This window comes from Komarekiella delphini-convector SJRDD-AB1 (assembly GCF_014831675.1).
Classification (GTDB): domain Bacteria; phylum Cyanobacteriota; class Cyanobacteriia; order Cyanobacteriales; family Nostocaceae; genus Komarekiella.
The window spans coordinates 1-12,779 of record NZ_VJXY01000052.1 but is presented as its reverse complement, the minus strand read 5'-3'; the positions used below and the strand labels follow the sequence as shown (position 1 = coordinate 12,779).

Annotated in this window: 11 protein-coding genes, 1 tRNA gene and 1 pseudogene; 5 read left to right on the top strand and 8 right to left on the bottom strand. The window is 40.9% G+C overall.

The genetic code is table 11. The features are described from left to right. Nucleotides 1-18: 18 nt before the first annotated feature. Nucleotides 19-435, bottom strand: coding sequence for a hypothetical protein (locus FNW02_RS30425; protein WP_191761182.1), 417 nt, complete (start codon nucleotides 433-435; stop codon nucleotides 19-21). A gap of 1,507 nt (nucleotides 436-1,942) precedes the next feature. On the opposite strand from FNW02_RS30425, the gene FNW02_RS40245 reads away from it, so the two are divergent. Next, a complete protein-coding gene (locus tag FNW02_RS40245; RefSeq protein ID WP_431356828.1) occupies nucleotides 1,943-2,200 on the top strand; it encodes a zinc ribbon domain-containing protein in 258 nt (85 codons plus the stop codon). Between the two features lie 287 nt (nucleotides 2,201-2,487). Here FNW02_RS40245 and FNW02_RS30415 read toward each other — a convergent pair. Next, nucleotides 2,488-2,560 (bottom strand) — tRNA-Phe (locus FNW02_RS30415). 77 nt (nucleotides 2,561-2,637) lie between these two features. Beyond that, nucleotides 2,638-3,507, bottom strand: coding sequence for a metal ABC transporter permease (locus FNW02_RS30410; RefSeq protein WP_191761181.1), 870 nt, complete (start codon nucleotides 3,505-3,507; stop codon nucleotides 2,638-2,640). A 134-nt stretch (nucleotides 3,508-3,641) separates the two neighbouring features. Between FNW02_RS30410 and FNW02_RS30405 the strand changes: the two genes are divergently transcribed. Further along, complete coding sequence (locus FNW02_RS30405; protein WP_191761180.1) at nucleotides 3,642-4,022, top strand: ArsR/SmtB family transcription factor; 381 nt, start codon at nucleotides 3,642-3,644, stop codon at nucleotides 4,020-4,022. A 24-nt stretch (nucleotides 4,023-4,046) separates the two neighbouring features. On the opposite strand, the gene FNW02_RS30400 is transcribed toward FNW02_RS30405, so the two are convergent. After that, nucleotides 4,047-4,841: a metal ABC transporter ATP-binding protein gene (locus FNW02_RS30400; protein WP_191761179.1), complete on the bottom strand. Its 795-nt coding sequence runs from the start codon at nucleotides 4,839-4,841 to the stop codon at nucleotides 4,047-4,049. A 41-nt stretch (nucleotides 4,842-4,882) separates the two neighbouring features. Beyond that, nucleotides 4,883-5,902: a metal ABC transporter solute-binding protein, Zn/Mn family gene (locus FNW02_RS30395; RefSeq protein WP_191761178.1), complete on the bottom strand. Its 1,020-nt coding sequence runs from the start codon at nucleotides 5,900-5,902 to the stop codon at nucleotides 4,883-4,885. A gap of 735 nt (nucleotides 5,903-6,637) precedes the next feature. On the opposite strand from FNW02_RS30395, the gene FNW02_RS30390 reads away from it, so the two are divergent. Continuing rightward, the gene (locus FNW02_RS30390; RefSeq protein WP_191761177.1) at nucleotides 6,638-8,233 is read left to right on the top strand and encodes an iron uptake porin; all 1,596 of its coding nucleotides are present in this window, start codon (nucleotides 6,638-6,640) and stop codon (nucleotides 8,231-8,233) included. 143 nt (nucleotides 8,234-8,376) lie between these two features. Here FNW02_RS30390 and FNW02_RS30385 read toward each other — a convergent pair whose 3' ends face one another. Next, the gene (locus FNW02_RS30385) at nucleotides 8,377-9,090 is read right to left on the bottom strand and encodes an Npun_F0296 family exosortase-dependent surface protein (RefSeq protein ID WP_191761176.1); all 714 of its coding nucleotides are present in this window, start codon (nucleotides 9,088-9,090) and stop codon (nucleotides 8,377-8,379) included. 622 nt (nucleotides 9,091-9,712) lie between these two features. Next, nucleotides 9,713-10,636, bottom strand: coding sequence for a nucleoside hydrolase (locus tag FNW02_RS30380; protein WP_191761175.1), 924 nt, complete (start codon nucleotides 10,634-10,636; stop codon nucleotides 9,713-9,715). Between the two features lie 15 nt (nucleotides 10,637-10,651). Here FNW02_RS30380 and FNW02_RS30375 point away from each other — a divergent pair, with 15 nt between their 5' ends. Beyond that, entirely contained in the window at nucleotides 10,652-11,083 is a 432-nt protein-coding gene (locus FNW02_RS30375) for a nucleoside deaminase (RefSeq protein ID WP_191761174.1), read from the top strand. A gap of 66 nt (nucleotides 11,084-11,149) precedes the next feature. Here the strand turns inward: FNW02_RS30375 and rbsK are convergent, their stop codons facing one another. Further along, nucleotides 11,150-12,085 (bottom strand): ribokinase, encoded by a 936-nt coding sequence (gene rbsK, locus FNW02_RS30370; protein WP_191761173.1) that lies wholly within the window; start codon nucleotides 12,083-12,085, stop codon nucleotides 11,150-11,152. Nucleotides 12,086-12,425: 340 nt separating this feature from the next. On the opposite strand from rbsK, the pseudogene FNW02_RS30365 reads away from it, so the two are divergent. Further along, a pseudogene (locus FNW02_RS30365) lies at nucleotides 12,426-12,656 on the top strand (phytoene desaturase family protein); the annotation flags it as partial. Nucleotides 12,657-12,779: the final 123 nt, after the last annotated feature.

Genomic DNA, 12,779 nt, shown 5'->3' with positions numbered 1-12,779 from the left:
GCAACTGTCTTAATCTCTTCACTGGAAATACTTACTATTGTTATTGCCAGCCATCCGGGCTTGCGTGCGAGTAAACTCTCCGACAGAAGGATTTCCTGCGGGATGAATGACTCCGCTTGCTTGTTGCCAAAGTTCTACAGATGCAACCGAAACTTCATAGGTGCGATCGCATTTTTTGACGTGATACCAATTTGTTTGCTCACATTGATCACACCAGAATGCTTCCAACCATTCACCCTCTAGAGAAACTGCGGTCTTCGTTGCCACTAAAATTAGTGCTCTTTGCCGCCCTATCCCTCTTTCTTGCAATTGTCCAGCACTATCGGCATACAAATTGTACTTTTGACTCACGCTATGCAGGTAGCATCTATGAACTGGACAATAGATAGCCCGCCGCTTTGAACGTTTCCGGTTTTGGTGACACTTATTCTGCAATTCGACCTCACTTATCAGCAGATACACCACAGACAAGGACAAGGTTGCGTTGGAGGGACTGAGATCTAAAAGATCGTCAAAGCCCAACTCCTAAATCCAATATCAGCTATTTAATTAAAGTGAGATTGAGTGATTAATTAAAATCAATCCACTATCAATGTTTGAGGTGTTTTTACCTCAGTCTCATAGAAGAGTTAAAGTCTAACTTTTTAACTCCAGTTTTAAGCGAAAACTTTTTGGTAAAAGCACTTTATAGAGAGCTTGGACAGAGTGCAAATCTTGGTGCTTACTCTTACTTGACTATTCAGTATGCTCCTATAAGTAGATAACAGCCTAGTGAGATATCATATTGATTTCGATTAGTAATTAAATCCCAAAACTTTTGAAATTAATTTGCTTTGGTAATTTGTAACTCATCAAAATTAATACGACAAAGCACTACTCAGTAGGGAGATTGATCGACAGTATCAATTACTGCACTCATACAAATTATCTGAACATTGTAATTACTCGTTACTTGATAACTAGACTTAGTTTGTCAGTAAAACCTTCCTGACACATGCTTCTCCTAATAGCAGAGTATTTTGGGTATTGTTTATCACAACTATTTCAAAGCTTAGTAGCGCTTTGATATGTAAGTATACAACAAGTTATGTTTTTTTGGAAGTATTTAGATTAACTTAATTTTCAAAATGTCTCAGCACTTACCCAAGAGACTACTAGCAGGGTATTATATGGAGCGATAGCTATAGCTATCACTATCAGTCGCTAAATCCAGCTTAAGAGCATGATTAATTAGTTTGAGTTTTTAATGTAACGTTTAAAACTTATACTAACTAATGCTAATCATCCACAGTACAAAATGCAGTATTTAGTTTTACTTATACGTACGTGTTGTTAAAAATACAGTACTTAAATAATATTTCGTAATCTATGACTGATACAGCTCAATCAATATATATAGGATTTACGCAAGATATAAGCGAAAACATAATTTTTAAGTAGTGGTAATTCAATAATTACCGCTACGCATAGCCAATGAAGAATGGCGATTGGAACTAATTACTGAAGGATAGTCAATAATCATACCGCAACTAGGTTTAGGACTTACGCACTGAAGGCTGAAACCTAGATCCCCCCTAGCCCACGCCAGTCGCTCATGGGGAGCCACCCCCTTGCGGAGGTTCCCGACGCTCAATGACTCGCTCTAAGCGTTGGCGCAGCCTCTCGTAGAGAAGCCATGCCGTTGGCCAAGCCTCTCGTTCACGAAGTGTCTCCGATAGGAGAAGAGAAGGCTTTACGCTGCGCTATCCGTTTTGGGGAGTGGCGTGGAAACCCCCTTGGCGCAGCCTCAAAGTAGAGAAGACCGCGCTGGCTCCCCTTAAAAAGGGGGAAATTTCTAAAGCCCGCTTTTTAAGGGGGTTGGGGGATCTGAGTGCGTAAGTTCTGTGGGTTGAAAGCGGCATTAGGAATGCTGATCTAACGACAGATTTGAACTTATAGAATCGTGAAACAAAGCTGGGAAAGATCTTTGACTCCTCAACTGAGTTTCATTTGCCTATGCTTCTCCAGTTCAAAAATCTATTCTAAAATCAGTGAGATGTCATTGGATGTGAGGGAATGGACTTGTCCCCATTGTCGAACTCATTATGATTGTGATTTGAACGCAGCGATCAGTATTAAAGCAGAAGCTATCAGAATTCTAAAGGCGGAAGGTGACGCTCGTACCTCTACGCTTAAGCAAGCTACGCAAAGTGTGCCGTAGGCAAGACTCGCTAACGCTTTGCTATCAGCCGTCTCTGCTGTAAAAGGGGAGATCATACGAAAGTCGCGGCGGCACTACCCCGTGATTACCGAAGCTCAGACTTCAGCCATAGGCACGTCTGAGTCGTTTATCCTGTGAAATTATCAAGGATAATAAGGACTAGGAATAAGCGATCGCTCCTCTATTTTTTCCAATTACACAAAATGATGATTTAAGATTAATTTCCTCAAATCATATTTAGTAAAAAAACTTTACCTAGTGACACTTGAGTTTACTTTTCCAATAAATGCCAGGAACCAGACTTGAACTGGTGACACGAGGATTTTCAGTCCTCTGCTCTACCAACTGAGCTATCCCGGCGGCTGGGACTTATCTTAGCCACGATTAATTAATTTAGCAAACATATAAGAATTTAGCAAGAGCTTGAAGAAAAAAAATTATGCTGCTTTCATCCTCAACTTAACCCAGATGAAAACCGCAACAAATAGCAAAAACTGGACAAGAACGATACTAGGGCCAGAGGCAAGGTTAAAAAGACCAGATACAATCATGCCAGCAATGCTGCTGCTAGAACCGACAATCACCGACAAGATAAGAAAGCGGCTAAAGTGGTGACTCATCAGTTTAGCTGTAGAGGCGGGAATTACTAAAAAGGCGTTTACTAGTAAGACCCCAACAGCTTTAATCGCTACAGCCACAGCTAATGATAGCAAAACCACAAACCCATAGCGATATAATTGAACTGGAATACCTTGAACCTGGGCAACATCTGAGTTAAGTGTCAACAAAATTTGCTGCCGCAGAGTTGATAGTAAAAATATGCTGCCTCCCACAAGTATGAGCAGCGTCAAAATTAAATCTGTAGTGTCTATCGCCAGAATATCGCCAAACAGCACTGCCATCAAGTTGCCGCGATACCCTTTAATCAAGCTAGTGAGAATCACGCCGATCGCTAATGCTCCTGATAGCACTATACTAAGTACGCTATCGCTACCCAAATCGGTTTTGTCGATAAAGTAAAGGACAATAACACCAAAAACTAAGGTAAAAGGTAACAGCATCCAAGTGGGATTAAACTGAAGCAGCACACCTAACGCTACACCTACTAATGCCGCATGACCTACGGCATGGCTGAAAAAAGATAGTTGGCGTAAGGTGACAAAACTACCTAACATACCGCCCAGTATTCCCATTAAGATAGCACCTGCGATCGCCCGCTGCATGAAGGGAAATTGCAACAATTCCACTAAGTCATTACTATTATTGATGGCTAGCCAAATTGTCTGGCAATTATTGAATATATACATATGTAATATTTTCAACTTATTAGCAGTTATGCTGATAACAAATAGTCTTTATTTTTAGCTTATGGCAGGGAGTATTTCCCACGTTTTTGTCAAAAATCTTGTAATTTTTTGTTATTACTAATTTGATTTATAAAATGGGAATAATTCAGTATAATCCGAGATGCACTATAGATAGCGATATTGTGCAATCTCTTCCAGATAAAGTTCTCAGCAGTCAAAAAGCTCAGCAAATGGCGGAGTTTTTTAGCTTCTTAGGAGATGCTAATCGCCTGCGAATTCTCTCCTTTTTGGCTACAAAAGAACTGTGTGTTAGTGATTTAGCAACATTATTGGATATGAGTGAATCTGCTGTATCGCATCAATTGCGAAATTTAAGGGCGATGCGCTTGGTAAGTTATCGTAAGCAAGGCCGTAATGTATTCTATCGCCTACACGATAGCCATATTTTCCAACTTTATCAGGCTGTTGCCGAACACTTAGATGAAAGTGAGGAGAAAATTGGGAGTGAAGAATAAAAATATCAACTCTTGACTCCCAACTCAATTGTGGTGATGCTGATAGCGACTGAACCCCGGGCCGTAAGTTGCTAAAAGGTTTTGCGGTGAAAGAGCAATTTCGGGCTTACCAGTACAAACAAGGGTTTGATTGAGGCAAAGGACGCGATCGCAATGGCGGCTTACCATATCAATATCATGGGAAACCTGCAATACCGTCCAACCCTCCTCCCGCTTTAATTCATTCAGCAAAGCATAAAAATCTGCTGTACCTTGGACATCAATCCCAGCAAAGGCTTCATCGAGTATCAAAAGTCTCCGAGGACTGACTAGACAATAAGCTAGCAGTACCCGCTTAAGTTGACCACCACTTAGAGTACCAATAGCTTGGTGTCGCAGATGATAAGCATCGGTTCGCCGTAAAGCTTCTGTTACTGCTGCTGATTTCTCTGTGTCTTTTCTCCACAGGCCAAAGAAAAATAAATTCTTCCTTTTCCCTTTTCCCTTTTCCCTTTCCCCTTTAATTACCCATCCCAGTCCGACTAATTCGCTGACACAAATAGGAAAACTACGATCAAAAATGAAGTTTTGCGGCATGTAACCCAACAGATGACGTAAATGCCCCAGCCTGACAATTGGACAACCAAATATTTCGATTTTACCAGCACTTCGAGGCATCAAATCTAAAACCGCTTTTACCAGGGTACTTTTACCTGCACCATTAGGGCCAACTATGGCTGTGTTTGTTCCTGACCACAATTCAAAGGAAACATCTCGCACAGCTAGATAGTTGCCTTGATATACAGTTAGTCCTTCGACTTTTAAAATAGGCGATGTCATTTAACTAATTCAAAATTCAAAATTAAGAAGTTCAATTAAACCTATTTACAAGCAGTTTCTAGAGTTTGCAAATTAGCTCTCATTGCTTTGAAATAATATTGCGGATCTGTTTCACCAGTTTCCAGAGAATCCAGTGGACGCAGAGTTAATTTTAAGTCTTGAGAAAGACTGGTTAGCAATTTGTTATCTACTCCAGGTTCGCTAAATAAAGCTTTAACTTTATACTTTTTTACAGCATTCACTGCATTTTGCACATCTGTCGGTGAAAGTTGATCTTCAGGAACTTTTACCACAGCAACTTGCTTGAGTTTATATCTTTGGGCTAAGTATGGAAACGCATCATGAAAGGTAATAAAAGTGCAGTTAGGATTTTTCTGCAAAGTCTGCTGAAATTCGCCGTTTAAACTGTCTAATTCTTTAATATAAGTAGCAGCATTTGCCTCATAAGCAGCTTTATTCGCCGGATCAGATGCAATTAACCCATCACGTATATTTATTACCTGCTGTTTTGCCAAAACTGGATCTAACCAAACGTGAGGATTACCTGCTGTGTGGTCGTGGTCGTGGTCTTTTTCTGCTTTCGCTGTTTCCTCAACTGGTGAAATTTCATTCAAGAGCTTAATACCTTTACTGGTATCAATTTCAGTTAATTTAGGATTTTGAGCATTTTTAACAGTATCTTTCAGAAATTCTTCTAACCCCAAGCCATTTTTTACTAACACATTTGCAGTGGCGATCGCTTTGACATTTTCTGGTGTTGCTTGGTACTCGTGTACTTCAGTACCCGGTGGGACTAAAATTTCTACGTCTGCTACATTGCCTGCTACTGCTTTAGTAAACAAATACATTGGCAAAAACGTTGTCACCACTTTAGTTTTTTCTGCTTGCACTGATGGGGTGGATGCAGCCTCTTGTGCTTGCGGTGACTGTTGAGAAGTTGTTCCTTGATTAGTGTTCGATTGGTTACAGCCGGCTGCAATTGATAACGTGAGCAGAGTAATTAGGGGCAGAATGCCGCATCCTTCTTTACCTATTTTACGTCCTATACAAGTCCAAATCACGGTGTTTTCTCCTCCACAAAGATGCTTGTGCCTTTGGCAAAATTTTTGTTGGCAATAAGACTTCTTTAGGACTTACGCACTGAAGGCTGAAACCTAGATCCCCCCTAGCCCACGCCAGTCGCTCATGGGGAGCCACCCCAAGGCGGAGGTTCCCGACGCTCGTTCGCGCAGCGTGTCGCAGACAAGACTCGCTCTCAGCGTTGGCGAAGCCTCAAAGTAGAGAAGCCATGCCGTAAAGCCTGCGGCATGGCTTCGCTTAAGGCGAAGCCTCTCGTTCACGAAGTGTCTCCGATAGGAGAAGAGAAGGCTTTACGCTGCGCTATCCGTTGTGGGGAGTGGCGTGGAAACCCCCTTGGCGCTAGCCTCTCCCTTTGGGAGAAGACCGCGCTGGCTCCCCTTCAAAAGGGGGGAATTTATAAAGCCCCCTTTTTAAGGGGGTTGGGGGATTTGAGTGCGTAAGTTCTGTTCTTCTATATTTTATATTATAATAATTCTCATTCTCATGCAATCTAAGCAAGATTATTCTTAGGTTTACTGTGTAAGAAATGACAAGATAATTATTTGGGGGTTCTAGTGTCTACTATCTAGCCTTTCCTAAATAATTAGGATTTATTGACTTAGTTTTGTTAGAAAATTTGCTTAATTCTGATAAGATTATTGAAAAACTTTCTCATAAAATACGCGTTTAAAAAAGCGCAATGTGGTTGTGAATTGTAATTGAGTGTGAGGAAAAAAATGCAAAAATTCTGTAAATATTTGCTGGCTAGTCCAGTAATTTATGCTGCAATACTTTTTGTCAATACTGCTGCATTTGCAAGTGAAACATCAACTACAGCGGAAATTAATCAAGCTGAAGTTACACAAAACAAGGTAATGGCGCAAGTTACCTCGGTATCTCAGTTGTCGGATGTGCAACCAACAGACTGGGCATTCCAAGCATTGCAATCGCTGGTAGAGCGTTATGGCTGTATTGCAGGATATCCAAATGGGACTTATCGCGGTAATCGAGCAATGACGCGATATGAGTTTGCTGCTGGTTTGAATGCTTGTCTTGATCGGGTTAACGAACTCATTGCTACCGCCACTGGTGAACTGGTAACAAAAGGGGATTTAGCTCAACTGCAAAAGCTACAAGAAGAATTTTCCACAGAACTAGCGACACTACGAGGTCGAGTCGATGCAGTAGAAGCACGCGCTGCTGAGTTGGAAGCGAATCAGTTCTCAACCACAACCAAACTCCAAGGCCAAGTTGTCACAGTCATTAGCGATGTTTTGTCGGGTGAAAACGTCAACGGTGCAGAAATTGTAGATCAGAATACAACTCTGGGAGTACGAGCGCGTGTTGAATTTGTAACTAGTTTCACAGGGGAAGATACACTGTTCACTAGAATCCAAACTAATAATATTGTTAGCCCTAACATTAATACCCCAGAAGGCAACTTGTTTTTTGCAAGTGGTAATAGTGGTGCAGATGCGAACAACGATGCTGGCATAGATGCACTGTGGTATAAATTTCCTCTGGGAAAAAATACACAGGCGATCGCTATTGCTAATGCAGGTGCAGCAGATGACCTAACCAGTACTATCAATATCTTTGATGGTGATGGTGCATTTGGTGCTTTGTCAACCTTTGGCACACGTAACCCAATTTATAACCAGATAGGTGGTGCGGGGTTGGGAGTAACCCACGAGTTTGGTGATAAATTAGCACTCAGTTTAGGCTATTTGAGTGGTACAGCGAATAACCCTGCTCCTAGTAATGGTTTGTTTGATGGTGCTTATGGGGCGCTGGCTCAGTTGACCGTGAAACCAAGCGATCGCATTTCTATTGGTTTAACTTACATCAATTCCTACAAACAGCCACTACTCACAGGTAGTAATGCGGCAACTTTCACGAATTTAGCAGCTGACCAGGGTTTAGAAGAAGTAGCATTTTCCAGCAATTCTTATGGTGTCCAAGCATCTATTGGCATCAGTGATAGATTAGTCTTGGGTGGTTGGGCTGGGTACACAAACAGTCGCACCTTGAGTGGAAACCGTGGAGATGTTGATATTTGGAACTACGCTGTAACTCTTGGCTTCCCTGACCTTGGTAAAAAAGGTAATTTAGCTGGTATTATTGCTGGAGTAGAGCCGAGGGTAACAAGTTCCAGTGTTGCCGGATTAGCAGAAGATGACGATACTTCTTATCATATTGAGGCATTCTACCAGTACAAGCTGAGTGACAATATCACCATTACTCCAGGCGTCATCTGGTTAACATCCCCAGATCATAATAATGACAACGATGATGTTGTGATTGGTGCGCTCAGAACTACATTCAGTTTCTAATTATCATAATTTTACGAAAAGACGCGAAGGAAAACTTCGCGTCTTTTTTGTGCATTATATTAAAATTAAAACCTAGCATTGTTGCCAGGCTTGATATCTCAAAACAATATTTTAAACTTTTCAGAGAGTCTGAACGGACAATTTCAAGCTGTCTTTGATTTCCGTTTCATAAATGAGCCAGCACTCAAAATACCGAAAGCTAGTAAACCTAACGTAGAACTAGATTCAGGAACACTAGCTAGCCTATAGCTATGGTTATCAGTTTCAAATGCACGACCTGTCGATCTCAAAACTACCTTGTCAAAAGTTTCTCCTTTAGTGGTATCAGCTAACAAATTAATGTATACATTATTTGTACTACCACTCTGCTCACCATTAGCTGGAGCACCAGGAACATCTGCGCCATTGAATGTTTTTAGCAGCGTACCCCCGCTATAAACATCGACAAAGTTATATGTGTCTATTGATCCCCAGTAGAAACCAAAGTAATCAAGATTCTGAGCAAAGTTAATAGTTACATCACCAGAGTTGCCTGCAAAATCCTTATCATCAACTTTCTCACCTGTTGGAGAAATTGTTAGATATTTGCTGGTGTTATTAAAAGGGGTAGCATATTGACCGCTTACAGACCCTTCTACAATTCCATTGGTTGCGGAGTAAGTAACAACTCCAGAAGAAGGTGCTACACCGTCATTAAAGTTGATAGTTTGAGCACCTTGAATATTAGTGTATTGACCTTCTCCTGCAACAGGTGTGGAACCGCCTTGGGTTAAGCTAACAGCACCGGCTGGGTTAGCACCCATAAAAATAACTGTTGCTCCGACCAAGGCGAATGATAGATTTTTTAGAGTAGACATTGATTTATTGTCCTAATCATTTGATATCCATAGACTGGCACGTAAGCTTGGGATTTGTGTAGTGATTAAGAATTGTTTTTACCAAAAAAATGTATTGACTGAGTGAATCTAAAGTTGGAGAAAAGCTGTTGCAAACAAAGGATTTTAAGACAACTATTTCATATAAAATATCAATAGATATACGTAGTAAAAATTTGAGATTGTATAGTTAATTATTTACTGAGAGGCGATTTATAAGTATAGTTAGCTATTTTCAAATCTGTTGGGAGGAAGGAAAGTAAAATTTATAGTGGATTTAACGGAGTCGAAAAAAATAAATTGTGGAAATTACTGAAAAATTTCCACAAAATTTAGTATTTTCAGTGATTAAATTTTTTTGAAAATACTTTTCTGAGGCATCAGTCTTAGAAAGACTGAGGGAGTTTTTAATCGTGGATTATCGAAGATTCTGTGCAAGTTGGGAAGGTGGCTGAGCTAGTTTTTGCACGACTTTAATCAAGCACATCACTCGTTCTGCTGCGTATGTTAAAAGGTCAGGTGGGGATTGCGATCGCTTCAGGTAGGGTACAGAGTTTTCTAAGAATCGTTGAAAAAGAAGTAATGAAGTTTAATTTTTAATTTTTTATCTCGCCCATTGCTGCAAAATATAAGCATAAAAAGCTGCTTTATCCACCTGATCCATTGCAGAAATTTTACGACCGCCAGAAACTACTTGAGTACACCCCTGGCCAAGTCCTGTGGTGATAATTTTTGTTTCCCATTCTCGCAATTGATAAAATTCTGGATGTCCCAGATAAGCTGTTGCCAATACATCCCAGAAATAATAATCTTGCGGGATAACCAATGCATAACATTGTCCTGCTAAATCAGAGATGGGATAGTGGCGCTGTCGCCCCATTTTCTGTACTAATTCTGATGTGACTGGGACATTATTAGTCAGATCCAAAGGACACATAATAATTTCAATCTGAGTTTGCCACACTTGCGCCGCTGAAACTGGATCCCAATAAGCATTCCATTCTGCGGAACCATCTTGTCCTGCTTCTAAACTTTTTTCTACATTGCCAAAGACATTCAATGCACCACCCATCCAGACAATCTTTTGAATCTTCGCTTCAATGTCTGGTGCTTTGTCTAGAGCCACTGCAATCGTGGTTAGAGGGCCAGTTACCATCAACGTTACTGGTTGAGATGCTTCACGCAACACCTTGATCATAAAATTTTGACCTGTTTCGGCAACCAAAGGCGTGTTGATGGTTTCGCTCTGATTGAGAATGGGGAGATGATCAACGATAAAGGAATCGCGGCGATAGAGACTAGGAAATGGATTAATACCACGCACTGTGCTTTCTGCAACCGGGATATGAGAAAATCCCATCAAATCGAGAATTTTACGTGTAGCGCTAACGGCTGGTTGAATATAACAATCGGCTGGAGTGACGACGACACCGAGAAGTTCGATATGATCCATCGTCAACAGCAGCATAGTTGCTAGATAATCATCTACACCGCCATCGTGATCCATTAATACGAGTTGTTTTGACATAAAAGGAGAATTAATATGGATGAGTTTATGGAAGTTGCGATCGCACAAGCAAAACAAGGCAGACAAGAAGGTGGAATTCCCATTGGTTCTGTTCTTGTTAAAGATGGTCAAATTCTCGGCAAAGGACACAACAAACGTGTGCAAGATAGCGATCCTGTTACCCACGCCGAAATTGATTGTCTCCGCAATGCTGGTAGAGTTGGTAGCTACAGAGGTACAACACTCTATTCAACCTTAATGCCGTGTTACCTCTGCGCCGGAGCAGTTGTACAATTTGGTATAAAAAAAGTCATCGTCGGAGAATCAAGAACTTTTCCAGGCGCTAAAGAATTTATGGTATCTCATGGTGTGGAAGTAATTGATCTCAATCTTGACGAATGCGAGAAGATGATGAACGAATTTATTGAAACTAATCCAGAACTTTGGAATGAGGATATTGGGAAATAGTCATTTGTCATTTGTCATTGGACATTAGTTATTCTTTGTCCCCCTGCTTCCCCTCCTCCTCAGTGCCTAATCCCCAGTCCCCAGTCCCCTCTCTTTGAGAAAAGCATCAAACGTAAACCTATCTGGTAGCGAAGTTTGTGCGCCTGGTCTTGTTGTTGCCAAAGCACCCGCCGCCGTACCCCAAATAACTGCTTGTTTTAGAGAAAATCCTTGAAAAAGTGCTGCTGCTAAACCGCCATTAAAAGCATCACCTGCTGCAACTGTGTCAACTGTATGAACTGGAAACGCGGGTACAAAGAATTTTTCCTCAGCAGTAGCACAGAAAACACCCTTAGCACCCAATTTGACGATCGCACATTTCACACCTCGTTGCAATAAAACCGTAGATGCTTCTGCTGCTTTTTCCTCTCCATCTACAGGAAAACCCACCAATTGCCCAGCCTCAACTTCATTTGGGGTAATAATGTCTACTAGTGGGTAAAGTTCAGCAGGTAAATCAGATTGTGCGGGTGCAGGGTCAAGAATTACTTTGATATTTGCATTTCGTGCTGCTTGAGCAGCTGCAACTACAGCAGCAATAGGAATTTCTAGTTGTAAAAGTAGTAATGTAGCTTCTGGCAATAAGTGAGACAATCGTTTTACATCTTCTTGATTAACGCGCCCATTTGCACCAGGAATCACAATAATTTGATTTTCACCAGCATAATCTACGGTGATGATAGCAACTCCAGAAGTAACATTTTTATCTACAAAAATATTGTCAGTTTGCACACCAGACGCTTGCAAATTGTTGACAAGTTCCACACCAAAATTTTGTGGCCCTACACGTCCCACCATATGAGTAGGAATTCCTAATCGCGCTAGTGCTACAGCTTGATTTGCTCCTTTACCTCCCGGAACTTTAAAAAAATCTTCTCCCAGCAGCGTTTCGCCTGCAACTGGCAACCGGGGTGCTGTTGCTACCAGGTCTATATTGATGCTGCCGAAGACGATAATACTCATTATGCTGATTTTTGTTTATCTTAAATCTATTCAGCTTGATATTACATACTACCTGAGTATGAGGTGAGGGAAAATTCAATAGATTGGAATACCGATTTGTATACTAATAAAGTAACAATTTTGTTGTTTATAGAAAGTTTTTATGATAAGCAGATATTCGCAGGAGATCAGAAAGTTTTTTCTTTTACTTTTCCAAAACGGGTAATTATATTTGCTGAAATATTATAAGGATAAATTTGCGATCGCTTCGATGACTATTAAAAATATAACATATGCTAGTTAACAGCAAGGTTGTACAATTCTGGTTATTGTGTTTACAAAAGTAGTAGAGAGACAAACCTTGTTTCAGGTAACATCGAATTCAAGCGATCGTCAAACAGATATAGTTGTTATTGGTAGCGGTATAGGTGGTTTAAGTTGTGCTGCTCTTTTGGCAAGGTATGGTTTTGATGTCATAGTCTGCGAGAGTCATTCTATCCCTGGTGGTGCTGCCCATGCTTTTGAGCGCAATGGATTTAAATTTGACTCAGGCCCGTCACTCTACTCTGGGCTATCTTACAGTCCCTCGATACCGTTGGCGAATTCCCCAAGCAGCTAAACTGAACCGATTAGTTCAGAAATGAACCGATTGAGAGCCTTCTGAGCAGTTTTATACCCAGTAGCTTGCTTACCTAACTTCAGTTGGGACAAAATG

Excerpts from the sequence above, each read along its gene's own strand:
- FNW02_RS30410 (WP_191761181.1), bottom strand. The coding sequence starts at position 3,507 with ATGTATATATTCAATAATTGCCAGACAATTTGGCTAGCCATCAATAAT.
- FNW02_RS30405 (WP_191761180.1), top strand. The coding sequence starts at position 3,642 with ATGGGAATAATTCAGTATAATCCGAGATGCACTATAGATAGCGATATT.
- FNW02_RS30400 (WP_191761179.1), bottom strand. The coding sequence starts at position 4,841 with ATGACATCGCCTATTTTAAAAGTCGAAGGACTAACTGTATATCAAGGC.
- FNW02_RS30390 (WP_191761177.1), top strand. The coding sequence starts at position 6,638 with ATGCAAAAATTCTGTAAATATTTGCTGGCTAGTCCAGTAATTTATGCT.
- FNW02_RS30385 (WP_191761176.1), bottom strand. The coding sequence starts at position 9,090 with ATGTCTACTCTAAAAAATCTATCATTCGCCTTGGTCGGAGCAACAGTT.
- FNW02_RS30380 (WP_191761175.1), bottom strand. The coding sequence starts at position 10,636 with ATGTCAAAACAACTCGTATTAATGGATCACGATGGCGGTGTAGATGAT.
- FNW02_RS30375 (WP_191761174.1), top strand. The coding sequence starts at position 10,652 with ATGGATGAGTTTATGGAAGTTGCGATCGCACAAGCAAAACAAGGCAGA.
- rbsK (WP_191761173.1), bottom strand. The coding sequence starts at position 12,085 with ATGAGTATTATCGTCTTCGGCAGCATCAATATAGACCTGGTAGCAACA.